At 60.2% G+C, this 15,957-nt stretch carries 15 protein-coding genes; 5 read left to right on the plus strand and 10 right to left on the minus strand.

The features are described from left to right. Positions 1-146 precede the first annotated feature (146 nt). The 9 genes from RY831_RS21595 to cyoA form a co-directional block, all read right to left on the minus strand. Positions 147-539 carry an OsmC family protein gene (locus tag RY831_RS21595; protein WP_326508445.1) on the minus strand — a complete coding sequence of 131 codons (393 nt, stop codon included), beginning with the start codon at positions 537-539 and terminating at the stop codon, positions 147-149. A 35-nt stretch (positions 540-574) separates the two neighbouring features. Continuing rightward, positions 575-961, minus strand: a complete 387-nt coding sequence (locus tag RY831_RS21600) for a response regulator (protein WP_326508472.1) — start codon at positions 959-961, stop codon at positions 575-577. A gap of 348 nt (positions 962-1,309) precedes the next feature. Beyond that, positions 1,310-1,846 (minus strand): response regulator transcription factor, encoded by a 537-nt coding sequence (locus RY831_RS21605; protein WP_326508446.1) that lies wholly within the window; start codon positions 1,844-1,846, stop codon positions 1,310-1,312. After that, the gene (locus RY831_RS21610) at positions 1,836-3,179 is read right to left on the minus strand and encodes an ATP-binding protein (RefSeq protein ID WP_326508447.1); all 1,344 of its coding nucleotides are present in this window, start codon (positions 3,177-3,179) and stop codon (positions 1,836-1,838) included. Before RY831_RS21610 ends, RY831_RS21605 begins: the two co-directional genes overlap by 11 nt. Positions 3,180-3,199: 20 nt before the next feature. Then, positions 3,200-4,057, minus strand: a complete 858-nt coding sequence (locus RY831_RS21615) for an SURF1 family protein (protein ID WP_326508448.1) — start codon at positions 4,055-4,057, stop codon at positions 3,200-3,202. After that, the gene (gene cyoD, locus RY831_RS21620) at positions 4,054-4,485 is read right to left on the minus strand and encodes a cytochrome o ubiquinol oxidase subunit IV (protein ID WP_326508449.1); all 432 of its coding nucleotides are present in this window, start codon (positions 4,483-4,485) and stop codon (positions 4,054-4,056) included. The genes RY831_RS21615 and cyoD overlap by 4 nt, the downstream gene beginning before the upstream one ends. Continuing rightward, the gene (gene cyoC, locus RY831_RS21625; RefSeq protein WP_326508450.1) at positions 4,482-5,117 is read right to left on the minus strand and encodes a cytochrome o ubiquinol oxidase subunit III; all 636 of its coding nucleotides are present in this window, start codon (positions 5,115-5,117) and stop codon (positions 4,482-4,484) included. The genes cyoD and cyoC overlap by 4 nt, the downstream gene beginning before the upstream one ends. After that, the gene (gene cyoB, locus RY831_RS21630) at positions 5,110-7,113 is read right to left on the minus strand and encodes a cytochrome o ubiquinol oxidase subunit I (RefSeq protein WP_326508473.1); all 2,004 of its coding nucleotides are present in this window, start codon (positions 7,111-7,113) and stop codon (positions 5,110-5,112) included. Before cyoB ends, cyoC begins: the two co-directional genes overlap by 8 nt. A 5-nt stretch (positions 7,114-7,118) precedes the next feature. Then, positions 7,119-8,150 carry a ubiquinol oxidase subunit II gene (gene cyoA / locus RY831_RS21635; protein WP_326508451.1) on the minus strand — a complete coding sequence of 344 codons (1,032 nt, stop codon included), beginning with the start codon at positions 8,148-8,150 and terminating at the stop codon, positions 7,119-7,121. Between the two features lie 167 nt (positions 8,151-8,317). Here cyoA and RY831_RS21640 point away from each other — a divergent pair, with 167 nt between their 5' ends. Then, positions 8,318-9,682, plus strand: a complete 1,365-nt coding sequence (locus RY831_RS21640; RefSeq protein ID WP_326508452.1) for an MFS transporter — start codon at positions 8,318-8,320, stop codon at positions 9,680-9,682. Positions 9,683-9,811: 129 nt separating this feature from the next. Here the strand turns inward: RY831_RS21640 and RY831_RS21645 are convergent, their stop codons facing one another. Continuing rightward, positions 9,812-10,975, minus strand: coding sequence for an MFS transporter (locus RY831_RS21645; RefSeq protein WP_326508453.1), 1,164 nt, complete (start codon positions 10,973-10,975; stop codon positions 9,812-9,814). Between the two features lie 296 nt (positions 10,976-11,271). Here RY831_RS21645 and RY831_RS21650 point away from each other — a divergent pair, with 296 nt between their 5' ends. The 4 genes from RY831_RS21650 to gudD all read left to right on the plus strand — a co-directional run bounded on the left by RY831_RS21650 (position 11,272) and on the right by gudD (position 15,934). Further along, positions 11,272-12,339 carry a LacI family DNA-binding transcriptional regulator gene (locus RY831_RS21650; protein ID WP_326508454.1) on the plus strand — a complete coding sequence of 356 codons (1,068 nt, stop codon included), beginning with the start codon at positions 11,272-11,274 and terminating at the stop codon, positions 12,337-12,339. A gap of 243 nt (positions 12,340-12,582) precedes the next feature. After that, entirely contained in the window at positions 12,583-13,494 is a 912-nt protein-coding gene (gene kdgD, locus RY831_RS21655; protein ID WP_326508455.1) for a 5-dehydro-4-deoxyglucarate dehydratase, read from the plus strand. 60 nt (positions 13,495-13,554) lie between these two features. Then, positions 13,555-14,517 carry a Bug family tripartite tricarboxylate transporter substrate binding protein gene (locus RY831_RS21660; RefSeq protein WP_326508456.1) on the plus strand — a complete coding sequence of 321 codons (963 nt, stop codon included), beginning with the start codon at positions 13,555-13,557 and terminating at the stop codon, positions 14,515-14,517. A gap of 64 nt (positions 14,518-14,581) precedes the next feature. After that, positions 14,582-15,934 carry a glucarate dehydratase gene (gene gudD, locus RY831_RS21665; RefSeq protein WP_326508457.1) on the plus strand — a complete coding sequence of 451 codons (1,353 nt, stop codon included), beginning with the start codon at positions 14,582-14,584 and terminating at the stop codon, positions 15,932-15,934. The last annotated feature ends 23 nt before the right edge of the window (positions 15,935-15,957 follow it).

The raw sequence follows: 15,957 nt of genomic DNA on the forward strand, positions 1-15,957 counted from the left end.
GGCATCTCTGACTTCAACCGGACGGCCTTCGGAACGTGATTGAAAAACCCCTGCAGTGACATCCATGTCGAAATGTCTGCCATTCCTCGAAACACCTTGACCGTCCGGTGCGCGCTGTGCGGTTGCCAAATCGATGAACTGAAAATCTAGCGAGCCTGAAGAACGGTTGTAATGGCAAGCGATCGCATGAGTGTCTTGGTGACAGGCGTCCTCTCGCAAATGTCGGCAAGACGCTGTCGCTTTTCCTCGTCAATCGCCGCGCCTATACGGACTGTCCGAGTGATGTGCTCCGCACCATCGGAATCCCTGAAAAACTCCAGGTCAACTTCGATGCGACCGAGTTTCCATTCTTTCCTGTCGCCATACATTCGCAGCGTCAGGGAAGTGCAGGCAGCCAACGACGCCAGCAATAATTCATAGGGTGCAGGGCCCGTATCGGTTCCACCTTGAGCGACCGGTTCATCCGCTTTCAGTTCGTGATGCCGCGCGCTTAAAATCTGCCGATACCCGCTGTCGGAATATGAGTGAACTGTTGCCAATTGATACCTCCAAGAAGTGAGTGTGATGATGTGTGCTACGACAGTGGCATTTCACCAGGATGATGCAGCACTTGCCTGTCCAGGACTTTAGCCATTGCCTCGGCCAGATCGCGCGCTTTCAGCGGCTTCTTAAGTACCAGATCAGCTTGAGAGTTGATGCCTGCCTGCTGCAACGATTCATCAATATAGCCACTGATCAGGATTACCGGTAACCGGGGAACGACCTTGCGTGCCTCCTGTATCAAGACGGCCCCTGACATAACGGGCATGCGCCCATCGGTGATGAGCACGTCGAAGTTGCCAGGATCAGCTCGAAACGCTTGCAGAGCCATCGTGCTGGAAGTAAAGCTGTAGACGGCATATCCGAGATCGGACAGGATTTCGGCATTCAGAAGAAGCAGGGCTTCATGGTCGTCAATGATAAGTACTCGTTATAGGCTTGCCTTGCCTGCTTTCCCTGCTTCCCTTGCTTTTCCAGGGCGGCATAGGGTGCCGGCATACGCCGCAGCGAACGCCATGCGAGCTGTAGTTGCTCGCCAGGTCGCTGTTTAGTCGTGCCGTCGATGCAGCGCGTTCGCCAGCGCCTAATGATGCTCCTGAATGACAAACGGCCCAGCCGAAAATTCGACCAGGCCGTCAAGCTTTGCCTCAGCGTTATATCGTCCGAGTCCTTAGCTGAACTGCATTAGTGCATGAAGCAGGCCTTTTCATTGTCCTGTACTTGGCTGATTACAGGATATGAAACCGAGAGGCGACGGATCATGATCTACTTATTTCACCCTCTGCTTCTCGAGTTTCCGTGCCAGCGTGCGGCGATGCATGCCGAGCCGCCTCGCGGCTTCGGATATATTGAAATCCGTTTCAGCCAATACTTCGTGAATTCTTTCCCATTCCAACGTCTTGATGGACGTGGAACGGTTAGTCAGCTCGACGTCGCTTGCACCTGCGATATGTCCGAACGCCGCTTCGATGTCGTCAGTGTTTGATGGTTTTGCCAGGTATTGGCAGGCCCCTAGCTTAATCGCCTCAACCGCGGTGTTGATGCTGGCAAAACCCGTAAGCACCACGATCAGCATGTCAGGGTTATGCTGGTGAAGCAATTGCACGCAGGACAACCCAGACGTATTGCCTTCCAGCTTAAGGTCGACCACCGCATGCGTAGGAGTGTGTTGCTGCAGTACCGCCTCCACGTCATCGCGGTGCGTTGCATGCAATACCTTGTATTGCCGCCGTTCGAATGACCGGCCAAGAGTGCGTGCGAAAGCCGCGTCATCTTCTACGATCAATAGCAGGTGCTCAGTTGACATTTCCCTTTTCCTCTTCGTAGACGATCGACGCAAGCGGAAGCATTAATGAAACCAGGGCACCGCCTTCCGGCCGGTTGCGCGCGCTGACCGTACCGCCAAGCGTGCGAGCCACGTTAACCACCAGAAAGAGACCGAGGCCGCCACCCGGATGCCCCTTGCTGGACTGGTATGGCTTGCCCAGCTGCGACAGCATTGCCGGCGGAAAGCCGGCTCCGGCATCCGCTATGTCCAGCTGCAGGGTATTACCGTCACGGGCGGCTTCGAAGCTGACCCACTGCGGCGAGGCATCGGCGGCATTATCGAGTACATTGAAAATCATTTGCTTGAGCGTCGAATCGAAGACGACAGGCAAGTCCTGCTTTATCTGGTTCCTGTACACGAATGACACCGCCGGCCGACCGGTTTGCCATTCCTTTGCAAGCTCATCCAGAAATGTATTGATGGTGGTCCTTGCCGACGACTCTCCGCGCGCTTCCCCCGCGGATAACAGAATACCGCTCACGATCTTCTTGCAGCGCTGCAGCTGTGCCTGCATTTCGCGGATTTCATCAAGCAGCTCGGCATCGCGTGCAAACTGCGGCATGCGTTTCCAGTCTCCGAGAATCACCGACATCGTGGCAAGCGGTGTGCCGAGTTCATGAGCGGCACCCGAAGCCAGCAATCCCATCCGCACTATATGTTCCTCCTCCACCGCACGTTGCCGGAGGGCGGCCAGTTGCCCATCCGCCGCCCGCACGTTCTGGCTGATGCGCGTGATGAAAAAGACAAGCAATACCGCGTTGAGCATGAAACAGAGCAGCATGCCTTGCACATACAGGCTGAAGAAGCCTTCTTGCCCCTCGGGGAGTTCCAGTGGCTTGGAAAGCACGGCCAACCCTGAAAGGCAAGCGCCGGTGATGACAACGAAGAGCCACGTTGTCCATGTCTCAAGAAGCACGGCGCAGAGAATGACCTGCAACAGATAGAGAAACGCGAAAGGATTGCTTGCGCCACCGCTGAAGTACAACTGGGCGGTCAGGCTCGCCACATCGACCAGCAGCGCAAAGAACAGTTCGCTATTGGTGACGACCCGCTGCTCATGCCAGCGGAGATGGCTGCCGATATTGAATGCGATAAGACAGGCCAATACTGCAACCATCTGCGGAAGAGGAAGCGGGATTCCATATCCGAGGGATACCACGGAGATCGTCGTGACCTGACCGACTACGGCGAGCCAGCGCAAATGGATGAGCTGCAGCATGTTGGTATGGCCTGCCGCATTCTCGACCGCCGAGGAGACCCAGCGCTCCTTGAGCCTTTCGTGTATTGCCAGCGTTTCGGGCTTGTTTTGCATTTCGGGTTCCATTCGACAGGCTAGCCTGCATCACTACGCCGCGACTTGCGCTCCTCTCTTGCTGCCCAGAGGAATCCGCCCGCCACCATCAAGGCAAGAGCATACCAAGTAAGCGCATAGACCAAATGATTGTTCTGAAACGAAATGACGGTCAGGCCCCCCACCGGCTGAACAGTAGGAACAGCGTGAACAGATGGGCCGGACGATACACGCGAAGCGCTTGCCTTGTCGGCATCAATGAAATATGGAGCGACACCGGACAGGCCATGGGCCGCAGCGAGGGCTTTTATGTCCCGCGAATACCAGCGGCCGGCGTCTGGTGCGTTCTTGCGCAGAAATCCGCCTCCAGGTTCGGATACGCGCAGCAGGCCGACGATCCGGACCCGCTCGCAATTGTCGGTGGCGGGTTGCCGGCAGTCGTTGTCAACAGCGGTTTCGCGCTCAATGATCTTGTCGGCAATTTCGCTTGTGGCAAACCCGCGATTGATGAAAACGATATTGCCGTCAGCGTCGCGCAACGGCGTCAGCAGCCAATAGCCGCTGCCGAGTTCGGTAAGGGCCTGGACCTTGGTGGTGAACCGATAGAGAAATGTGCCGCTGACTTCGACATGCCGGTATTCATCGCTGTCGGCAGTGATCTGCATCCAGCGATCAGGTCCGGGTGCGGTAACCGGAGCGGCATGTACGCGCTGCTCGACGCGCTCGATAAGAGCCTGTTTCCATTGCAGGCGGTAAAGCTGCCAGGTGCCCAGGCCCAACAGGGCGACGAAGGTGAACAGCGCGCATATCGTCAGAGCCAGCTTGAACGCAAACGAACGCGAGCGCGGTCCGGTCCTCCCTGAGACCGGGTTACGCCCGCGTTCGGATCCATTAATCATGGCATGCTATGCGTCGAATGGGTGCCGCCGGGAGACATGCCCGGCATCATGTTGTGATTCAGGTGGTACATCACCCAAATTGAGCCGGCAAACATGATCACTACAAGAACGACTGTAAAGATCAGCGCCAGCATGTTCCAGCCGCCCTCAGACTTGGTGTTCATGTGCAGGAAGTAAATCATGTGCACGACAACCTGGACCGCTGCGAACCCCAGAATGACAAGGGCTGTGGTGCTTGAATCCTCGATCACGTTGCCCATGACCAGCCAGAATGGAATGGCGGTGAGGATGACCGACAGGATGAAGCCGATGGCATAGCTTTTCAGGCTGCCATGGTCGGCGTGCTCGTCGTGATGATCATGATGATTGTCGTGGCCGTGTCCGCCGTGATTGCCGGCATGCGCAGTTGTCATGTGATGCTCGCTCATGGCAAGACTCCCATCAGGTAAACAAAGGTAAAGACACCGATCCAGATGACATCGAGGAAATGCCAGAACATCGACAGGCACATCAGCCGGCGGTTGTTCTCCGGAATCAGTCCGTGACGCTTAAGCTGGAACATGAGCGTGACGAGCCAGATGGTGCCGAAGGCGACGTGCAGGCCGTGCGTTCCCACGAGCGCAAAGAACGCTGTCAGGAACCCGCTGCGCTGCGGGCCGGCGCCCTGGTGCAGAAGGTGGTTAAACTCGTAGAGCTCGAGCGAGAGGAATCCCAGGCCGAGCAGGCCGGTGATGCCAAGCCATACCAGCGTCGAGCGCAGGTGCTTGCGTTGCGACGCCAGCATGGCGAAGCCGTAGGTGATGGACGACAGCAGCAGCAATGCCGTATTCATCGCCACCAGCGGCAGGTCGAACAATTCGGCACCCGACGGACCGCCTGCATAATTGCGCCCCAGCACCGCATACGCGGCGAACAGGCAGGCAAAGATCAGGCAGTCGCTCATCAGGTAGATCCAGAACCCCAGCAGGGTGCCGTTTTGCGGATGGTGCTCCTCCACATGGAAGCGCGAGCTTGGATCGGCGCTCAGTGCATCGACGGTATTGGCAGTGATTTCAGACATGGCTTTCCAACAAGCGGGTGCGAGCTGTCTCGGTGCGGATGACGTCCGCCGCCGGGATGTAGTAGTCGCGTTTGTAATTGAAGGTATGGACGATGATGGCGGCCATCATTGCAACGAAGCCGAGGCCGGCGAGCAGCCACATCTGCCAGACCAGGGCGAAGCCGATCACGCCGCTGAGCGCTGCGATGATGAAGCCCGCAGCCGTGTTCTTCGGCATGTGGATCGGGACGAAGCCGTGCTGCGGACGGGTATAGCGCTGCTTCTTCATGTCGGCCCAGCTGTCGTTGTCATACACGCGCGGCGTGAACGCAAAGTTGTAGTCGGGCGGCGGAGAGGAAGTGGCCCACTCCAGCGTGCGGCCGTCCCACGGGTCGCCGGTCACGTCGCGCAGCGCATGGCGGCGCTTGAAGCTGACATAGAACTGCACCAGCATGGCGGCAATGCCGAAGGCGATCAGCACGGCCCCCAGGGCGGCGATCTGGAACCAGATCTGCAGCGACGGATCCTCGAAGTGGCTCATGCGGCGGGTCACGCCCATCAGGCCGAGCACGTACAGCGGCATGAAGGCGAGGTAGAAGCCGATCACCCAGTTCCAGAACGACACCTTGCCCCAGAACACGTCCAGCTTGTAACCGAAGGCTTTCGGGAACCAGTAGTTGATGCCGGCAAACAGGCCGAACAGCACGCCGCCGATGATCACGTTATGGAAGTGCGCGATCAGGAACAGGCTGTTGTGCAGCACGAAGTCGGCAGGCGGAACCGCCAGCAGCACGCCGGTCATGCCGCCGATCACGAAGGTGATCATGAAGGCAACGGTCCACATCATCGGCAGCTCGAAACGGATGCGGCCGCGGTACATGGTGAACAGCCAGTTGAAGATCTTCGCGCCGGTCGGGATCGAAATGATCATCGTCGTGATGCCGAAGAACGAATTGACGCTCGCCCCGGAACCCATGGTGAAGAAGTGGTGCAGCCATACCAGGTAGGACAGGATGGTGATCACGACGGTCGCATATACCATGGAGGTATAACCGAACAGGCGCTTGCTGGAGAACGTGGACACCACTTCGGAGAAGACGCCGAACAGCGGCAGGATCAGGATGTAAACCTCCGGATGGCCCCAGATCCAGATCAGGTTCACGTACAGCATCGAGTTGCCGCCGAGGTCGTTGGTGAAGAAGTTGGCACCGAACATGCGGTCCAGCGACAGCATGGCGAGTACCGCGGTCAGCACCGGGAAGGAGGCAACGATCAGCACGTTGGTGCACAGCGAGGTCCAGGTGAACACCGGCATCTTCATCATGGTCATGCCGGGCGCGCGCATCTTGACGATGGTGACGATCAGGTTGACGCCCGACAGCAGCGTACCCACGCCTGCTATTTGCAGCGCCCAGATGTAATAGTCGACACCGACGCTCGGGCTCGCAAGGATGCCCGACAGCGGCGGATACGCAAGCCAGCCGGTGGTGGCGAATTCGCCGACGAACAGCGATACCATGATCAGCACTGCGCCGACGGTGGTCATCCAGAAGCTGAAGTTGTTCAGGAAAGGGAAGGCGACGTCGCGCGCGCCGATCTGCAGCGGCACGACATAGTTCATCAGGCCGGTCACCAGCGGCATCGCCACGAAGAAGATCATGATCACGCCGTGGGCGGTGAAGATCTGGTCGTAGTGATGCGGCGGCAGGAAGCCGGCGTTGTCGCCGAAGGCGATGGCTTGCTGGGCGCGCATCATCAGCGCGTCGGCGAAGCCGCGCAGCAGCATCACCAGGCCCAGGATCATGTACATGATGCCGATCTTCTTGTGGTCGATGCTGGTGATCCAGTCACGCCACAACGGCCCCCACCATCCCATCTTCGTCACCGTGCCGACAATGGCAATACCGCCCACCGCCACCATGATGAAGGTGACGAGCAGGATGGGGTCATGCAGTGGAATCGATTCCCAGCTCAGACGGCCGAAAATCAACTTCGTCAGGTCAAATTGGTCTTGCATCATTGTTACTCTTTATGATGATGTGCATGCGCGCCGGCTGCGGCGCCACTGTGGGCGTCGGCATGGACGGCAGGCTGTGCGGTCTTTGCTTCGTTGGATTCCTTGCGCTTGGCGTTGGCTGCGGCCCGGTTGCGCTCGGCGTCGGCGGCCATCTGGTCCTTCATGCAGACCGTGTCCGGCGCAACACAGCGATTGACGATGGCGTCGTACAGGTCGGCGTCGACCGCGCCGTAGCGGCGGACCGGATCGCGTTCGCTGGGCTTTTCCAGTTCCAGGTATTCGGCACGCTTGAGTGCGCCGCCGCCGGCCTTGGTTTTCTGCACCCAGCTGTCGAAGTCGGCATTGCTGACGCCGTGATACTTGAAGCGCATGTGCGAGAAGCCGGCGCCGCTGTAATTGGCGGAAAAGCCTTCATATACGCCAGGCTTGTTGATGACGGCATGTAGCGTGGTGGCCATGCCGGGCATCGCGTAGATCTGGCCTGCCAGCGCCGGGATATAGAACGAATTCATCACGGTGGATGCGGTGATCTTGAAGCGAATCGGCACATCGACCGGCGTCACCAGTTCGTTGATGGTGGCAACGCCTTGCTCCGGATAAATGAACAGCCATTTCCAGTCAAGCGCCACGACCTGCACCTCAAGGTGCTTGACGCCTGCGGGAATGGGGCGTTCGGCATCGAGACGCTGCAGCGGGCGATACGGGTCCAGCAGGTGGGTGCTGATCCAGGTCAGCAGGCCGAGCGCGATGATGATGAGCAGCGGGGCGCCCCAGATCACCAGCTCGAGCTTGGTCGAGTGGTCCCACTCGGGATCGTATTTTGCAGAGGTATTGCCCTTGCGATAACGCCATGCGAAGAGGATGGTCAGCACGATCACCGGGACGATGATCAGCAGCATGAGCATGGTGGAAATGAAAATCAGCCTTCCCTGCTGGGCGGCGATGTCACCCGAAGGATTCATCACCACAGTGTCGCAGCCGGCGAGCAACACTATAGGCAGAAGAAGCAATAGTCGACGTGCAGTTAGCAGATGCATCTGGGAAAGTCAAGAACGTGGATCAAGATTGTGCTACTCTACTTTGGCAGGGCGGAATTTACGATTGGACATTTTGTCCTACTGTCGTTTCCGTATCTGAATATGCATCCCGCACGGACGGAATCAAGCGGTAATTCAGACAGTAAAAGAGAAGAGAGACGATATTCATGGCAACAACCACTTCTTATTCCCTCCCCTCCAGCGATGCCCGTCCGGGCTCGGGTTCAAGCAGCAGTAGCAATTCCAACAGCGCACGTCATATCAATGCCAGAGACGGGCATATCGCCCCGGGCGAAATCGCCATCGGCGTGGTGATCGGGCGCGCTTCCGAGTATTTCGATTTCTTCGTCTATGCGATGGCATCCGTGCTGGTGTTTCCAGCCGTATTCTTTCCATTCGCTGATGCATTGCAGGGAACGCTGTATTCCTTCGTGATTTTCGCGTTCGCTTTCATTGCGCGCCCGTTCGGCACGATTGCCTTCATGGCAATCCAGAAGAATTTCAGCCGTGAGTTGAAGCTGATGTTGGCCCTGCTGCTGCTCGGCGTATCCACGGCAGGCATCGCCTTCCTTCCCACCTACGAACATCTGGGCATGGCTTCCATCGTGCTGCTGTCGCTGCTGCGCATCGGGCAGGGCGTGGCGCTCGGCGGCTCGTGGGATGGCTTGCCTTCGCTGCTTGCGCTCAGTGCTCCCCAGCATCGCCGGGGCTGGTACGCGATGCTCGGCCAGCTTGGTGCGCCGGTCGGTTTCATCGTTGCCGGAAGTTTGTTCTCCTATCTGCTGTATGCGCTGTCGGCCGAGGATTTCCTTGCATGGGGCTGGCGCTATCCGTTCTACGTCGCGTTCGCGATCAACGTGGTTGCCTTGTTTGCGCGTCTGCGCCTGGTCTCCACTGCTGAATATTCCCGCCTCCTGGACGAGCGCGAACTCGAGCCGACCAACGTCGTAGAGATGACGCGCTCGCAGGGTCGCAACCTTCTTATCGGCGCACTGGCGGCGCTGGCCAGCTATGCGTTGTTTCACCTGGTGACCGTGTTTCCGCTGTCATGGATCAGCCTGTATTCACTGCGCTCGGTCAGCGAATTCCTGGTGGTGCAGATAATAGGCGCGGCACTGGCGGCGGTCGGCGTGGTGGTTTCCGGCCTGGTGGCGGACCGCTTCGGCCGGCGTACCACGCTCGGGACGCTGGCCTGCCTGATCGCGGTCTTCAGCGGTTTTGTCCCGATGCTCATGAATGGCGGCGAGACGGGTCAGAACATCTTCCTGATCCTGGGCTTCATCCTGCTGGGCTTGTCCTATGGACAAGCCGCGGGCGCGGTCACCGCGAATTTCCCGGCGAAGTACCGCTATACCGGCGCGGCCCTGACCTCGGATCTCGCCTGGCTGGCCGGCGCAGGCTTTGCGCCGCTGGTGGCGCTGGGATTGTCCGCGCATTTCGGCCTGGCCTACGTCAGCATCTATCTGCTGTCCGGCGCGGCATGCTCGCTTGCCGCGCTCAGCCTGAACCGGGCGCTGGAAATCCGCGATTAATCAATTAAGCGATTAAGCGATTAAGCAGTAGCGATGCGGTTCACTTTCGCATCGCTACTGCCGTTCAAACCCGCAGTAGCAGGATGCGGGAATACTGCCTGCGACTCCTTAAGCCTTACTCCCCTTGCCTTAATTCGTGCAGAGCGTCGGACGAGGTTGCCTGCTGCCCAGCAGGATCGCCGTGAGCACCAGCGACAATCCCATGACGCTGGCGCCGGCATAGCCGAGGTTGGCGATGCCCAGATGGTCGATGACCGATCCTCCCAGAATCGCACCCAGGCCGATGCCGAGATTGGCGCCGGAAATATTGAGTGACGCGGCAAACGCCGCGGCCTGCGGTGCGGCCTTCATCACACGCACATGGCTGACCATGAACAGCGCGGCCTGCGCCATGCCCCAGATGCCGAGCACCAGGGCCAATGCGGCGTGGGTATGGATGCTGGCACTCAGCGCGAGCATTGCGACGGCGATCATTCCGCAGAAGAGCAGGGAAGCCTGCAGCGGCGACCTGTCCACGATGCGCGCGCCGAGATGGTTGCCGACCAGGCCGACGACGCCGAATGCCATCAGCGTCCACCCGACCAACTGGCCGCTGAAGCCGGCGAGACGCTCCAGCACATCCGCGAGGTAGGTATAGGCGGTAAACATGCCGGTGAACACCAGGACCGACAGCAGCACATGGCCAAGCATGACCGGATCGCGCAGGATGATCAGCTGGCTCCTCAACGACGCGTCGCTGGTCCTGGCGGCCAGCTGCGGGAAAAAGAATTGCAGCATCAGGGCCTTGAGGAAGGACACCGCAGCCACGACGCCGAAGGCGCTGCGCCAGCCATAGGCGTCGGCAATCAGCGTACCGATCGGAATGCCGAATACCGTGGCGCAGATAATGCCGAAGGTGATCACCGAGATCGCCTTGCCCGCCTTCTCCGGACCGACGATATCAACCGCGGTCGCGCTGGCGAGCGACCAGTACACCGGCAAGGCAAGCGCCGGGACAAACCGGGCAACAGCCATGACGCCGACATTCGGCGCAAATGCTGCGAGCAGATTGGCAAAGCCCAGCAGCACGAGCGTGCCCACAAAAATGGTCTTGCGCCTGGTCTTGCTCATGACCATGGTCAGCAACGGCCCTGCTGCGGCGACGGTGAAGGCGAACAGCGTCACCAGGAGCCCGGCTTGCGACACGCTGATCCCCAGATCTCGCGCCAGGCCCGGCAGCAGGCCCACGATCAGAAATTCCGTGGTCAGCACGGTAAAGCCTGCGCCGGACAAGAGAAAAATCGGAAAAAACATTAAATGCTCCAGTATTTTGAGGTGAAATGCCAATGCCGCCGCGCGCCGCTGGAAACGGAGCAGTGCAGGCTAGGGCAGGGCGTATTGGTCGCCGTGCGCTTTACCGCCTAGGGATGGGCCGATCATATTGAACAATGCTGTTTCAATAAATGCATCCATAGCGATTTCACCGTTCACAGGACTGAACAGTAGCTGCGCAGAAAAATGGAGGCTGCGATAGCGCCGTGCCATGAAATCAGTTTTGCGACTTGGTTTGTGATAGCGCTACCATATCCGGCTTCGGTATAATCCCGTTCATGACAAGCACTCCCTTTCCTGCCGATAAACCGAATCGTCCCGAGCGGCGCGGACGCCGCGGCGCAGGCGGCATTACCTTGCGCGACGTGGCCAAGCTGGCGGGCGTGGCGCCCATAACTGCTTCGCGCGCGTTGAACAAGCCGGATGCCGTTTCCCCGGAAGTATTGCGCAAGGTGCGGGAAGCGGTCGAACGCACCGGCTATGTGCCCAACATGCTGGCCGGCGGACTGGCTTCGAGCAAGAGCCGGCTGGTCGCTGCCGTGGTCCCGACCATCGCCGGCCCCGTCTTCCAGGAGACCGTGCAGTCCCTGACCGAGGCGCTTGCCGAGCATGGCTACCAGCTGATGCTGGGCCAGAGCGGCTACCAGAATTCACGCGAAGATGCGCTGCTGGAAACCATCATCGGCCGCCGGCCGGACGGCGTCGTGCTGACCGGCATCATGCGTTCCGCCGATGGCCGGCGCCGGCTGCTGGCCAGCGGCATCCCTGTGGTGGAGACATGGGACTTGACGCCGACACCGATCGACATGCTGGTCGGTTTTTCCCACGAACAGATCGGCGCCGCCGTCGCGGAATTTCTTCAAGGGAAGGGGCGCCGGCGCGTCGGCTCCATCCACGGCAACGACGAGCGGGCGGTGCGCCGCCACCGGGCGTTTTCCGAGTCGGCCCGCAGGCTCGGCATCTGCGCGCAAGATCAGGACATGGCGCCGCACGCCGTGGTGGCCGCGCCCACCACGCTTGGCAGCGGACGCACCGCGCTGCGCGAACTGCTTGAGCGGCATCCGGATACCGATGCCGTGTTCTGCAGCTCCGACGTTCTGGCCCTGGGCGTACTCACCGAGGCGCAGGCAATCGGCATCAAGGTGCCGCAACAGCTGGCCGTGATCGGTTTCGGCGACTTCACCTATGCGCGCGACCTGCACCCGGCGCTGACCACGGTCAGGATCGACGGCACCGGCATAGGCCGCAAGGCTGCGCAGTTCATCATCGAGCGTGCCGGCGGCCGGCCGGTCGCGGACCCCATTCACGATATCGGCTTTACCATCATCGAGCGCGATAGCGCATAAGGCAGCAGAGAAGACAACAGACGTGTCCGGGGAACGTCGGCGGTCCGGTACCACGTGCGGCATGCTTCTTATTTCCTGTTGGACTTGTCCCGGATATCGGTCCAAAAAATCCCGATGAAATGATTGACATCTAAATTTGGTACCGCTACCATTTGCTCCATCTGATTTGGTAGCGGTACCATTTGGCATTCGATACATCAACCCGTACAACGTGCGCCAGCATCTCCTCAAGAAAGGTAAGTCATGCATCCTCAAGAACTGAAACGCGTCCTCGAAAGCGGCCTGCTGTCTTTCCCCCTGACCGATTTCGACGCCAACCTCCAGTTCAGCCCCGGTCCTTATGCCGAGCGCCTGGAATGGTTGATGCCGTATGGCGCATCGGCCCTGTTTGCCGCCGGCGGCACCGGCGAATTTTTTTCGCTCGAGCCGGGAGAGTATTCCGCCGTGGTCAAGACCGCGGTCGAGACCTGCCGCGGCCGCATGCCGATCATCGCCGGCGCAGGCGGCGGCACCACACTGGCCATCAAGTATGCCCAGGAGGCCGAACGGCTCGGCGCGCAGGGCGTGCTGCTGCTGCCGCATTACCTGACCGAAGCCAGCCAGGAAGGATTGGTTGCTCATGTTGAAGCCGTCTGCCGCAGCGTCAAGTTCGGCGTCATCGTGTACAACCGCGGCGCCTGCCGCCTCACGCCCGAGTCGCTGCTGAAACTGGCCGACCGCTGCCCCAACCTGATCGGCTTCAAGGACGGCGTCGGCGACATCGAGGCCATGGTCGCCATCCGCGTGCAGCTGGGCGACCGCTTCGCCTATCTCGGCGGCCTGCCCACCGCCGAGGTGTTCGCCGGCGCCTACAAGGCAATGGGCTGTCCGGTCTATTCGTCGGCCGTGTTCAACTTCATTCCGAAGACGGCCATCGAGTTCTACAACGCGCATGCCGCGGACGATACCGAAACCACCACTCGCCTGATCCGCGACTTTTTCCTGCCGTACCTGGAGCTGCGCAATCGCGGCCAGGGTTACGCGGTCAGCATCGTCAAGGCCGGCGCCACCATCATCGGCCACGGGGCAGGCCCGGTTCGTCCGCCGCTGTCCGATCTGAAGCCCGGAGAAGTCGAAGAGCTGCGCGCATTGATGGCCAAGCTTGGTCCCCAATAGACCTTCGCCAATCATCATCGACATCATCGACATCATCAACCAGAGACACCAGGAGACATCATGAAGAAACTGCTTTCGACCCTGCTCATCGGTCTTTCCTTCAGCACTGCGGCGTCCGCCGCCGGTTATCCGGAAAAGCCGATCACGGCCGTCGTGCCGTTCCCGGCCGGCGGCTCCACCGATGCGATCGCACGCGCGATCGGACCCAAGATGAACCAGACTCTCGGCCAGCCGATCGTCGTCGAGAACAAGCCGGGCGCAACCGGCGCCATCGGCGCCGGCTTCGTCAAGAATGCCGCGCCGGACGGCTACACCTTCCTGGTGGCGTCGATCGGCGTGTACGCGGTCAATCCCTTCCTGCAGAAGAAGCTGGCTTATGATCCGGCCAAGGATTTCGACCTGCTGACCGTAGCGGTGCGCGCGCCCAACGTGCTGGTGGCGACGCCGAACTTCCCGGCCAACAACCTGCAGGAATTCATCGCCTACTTGAAGAAGAATCCGAACAAGGTGACCTTCGCAACATCCGGCGCCGGCTCGTCCGATCACCTGACAGCCGCATTGTTCTGGCAGAAGACGGGAACCACCGGCGTTCACATTCCCTACAAGGGTGGCGCACCGGCGATCACCGATCTGATCGGCGGCCATGCCGATGTCTCGTTCCAGAACATCAATGTCGTGGTCGGCCACATCAAGACCGGCAAGCTCAAGGCGCTGGCCATCACCAGCGACCAGCGCGCACCAGTACTGCCGCAGGTGCCAACGCTGGTCGAGAGCGGCGTCAAGGAAGTGGACGTCTATTCCTGGCAGGCTGCCGCCGCGCCGAAAGGATTGCCGAAGGACGTGAAGGCCAAGCTGCATGGCGCTATCGTCGGCGCGTTGAATGATCCGGAAATCAAGAACCGCCTGGTTGAACAGGGCTTCGAGATCGTCGCCAACTCACCCGAGGAATTCGCCAAGTTCCAGCAGCAGGAACTCGCTCGCTGGAAGCGCGTGATCGAGGTCGGCAACATCACGCTGGATTGAATCCACATGGCCGGGACCGAATGCCGGTCCCGGCGCACAACACTCACCTCTCCCGGATAACACCATGTCTGCATCAAGCACTTCGCAAATCAAGGGCGCGCCGGTCGTCACCGCGCTGCGTGTCGTACCGGTGGCCGGCCGCGACAGCATGCTGCTCAACCTGAGCGGCGCCCACGGTCCTTACTTCACCCGCAATATCGTCATCCTCACTGATAGCGCCGGCAATACCGGCGTCGGCGAAGTGCCCGGCGGCGAACGCATCCGCCAGACTCTGGAAGATTCCGCCGGGCTGGTCGTCGGCCAGCCTATCGGCCAGTACCATAACATTCTCAACAGCGTGCGCAAGACCTTCGCCGAGCGCGATGCCGGCGGACGCGGCCTGCAGACCTTCGATTTGCGCATCACCATCCATGCCGTCACCGCGCTTGAAGCAGCCTTGCTTGACCTGCTCGGCAAGCACCTCGAGGTGCCGGTCGCGGCGCTGCTCGGGGAAGGCCAGCAGCGCGACAAGGTAGAGATGCTCGGCTATCTGTTCTATATCGGCGACCGCAAGGTGACCGACCTGGACTACGACAGCGATCCCGAAGCTGGCAACGACTGGTTCCGCCTGCGCCATGAAAAGGCGATGACGCCGGAAGCCGTCGTGCGCCTGGCCGAAGCCGCTTATGATCGCTACGGCTTCAACGACTTCAAGCTCAAGGGCGGCGTGCTGCGCGGCGAGGACGAGATCGAAGCCGTTACCGCGCTGGCCGAGCGTTTTCCGAATGCGCGTATTACGCTCGATCCCAACGGCGGCTGGTTGCTGAAAGACGCGATCCGTCTCTGCCGCGACCAGCATGACGTGCTCGCCTACGCCGAAGATCCCTGCGGCGCCGAGAACGGTTTCTCTGGCCGCGAAGTGATGGCCGAATTCCGCCGCGCCACCGGCCTGCCTACGGCAACCAACATGGTCGCCACCGACTGGCGCGAAATGGGCCATTCGATCCAGCTGCAGTCGGTCGACATTCCGCTGGCCGATCCGCATTTCTGGACCATGCAGGGCTCAGTGCGGGTGGCGCAGATGTGCAACGAGTGGGGGCTGACGTGGGGTTCGCATTCGAACAACCACTTCGACATCTCGCTGGCGATGTTTACCCATGTGGCCGCCGCCGCGCCGGGCAAGATCACGGCGATCGACACGCACTGGATCTGGCAGGACGGCCAGCGCCTGACGCGCGAACCGCTGCAGATCGTCGGCGGCATGGTGGACGTGCCGAAAGCGCCGGGCCTGGGCGTCGAGCTGGACATGGACGAGCTCGAGCGCGCGCACCAGCTGTACAAGGAAAAGGGCTTGGGCGCGCGCGACGATGCGATCGCCATGCAGTACCTGATTCCCGGCTGGAAGTTCGACAACAAGAAGCCGTGCATGGTGCGCTGATCAGGCGACCTTAAGGCGCGCCG

The sequence above is a fragment of the Noviherbaspirillum album genome (assembly GCF_035916955.1).
Taxonomy (GTDB): domain Bacteria; phylum Pseudomonadota; class Gammaproteobacteria; order Burkholderiales; family Burkholderiaceae_D; genus Noviherbaspirillum; species Noviherbaspirillum album.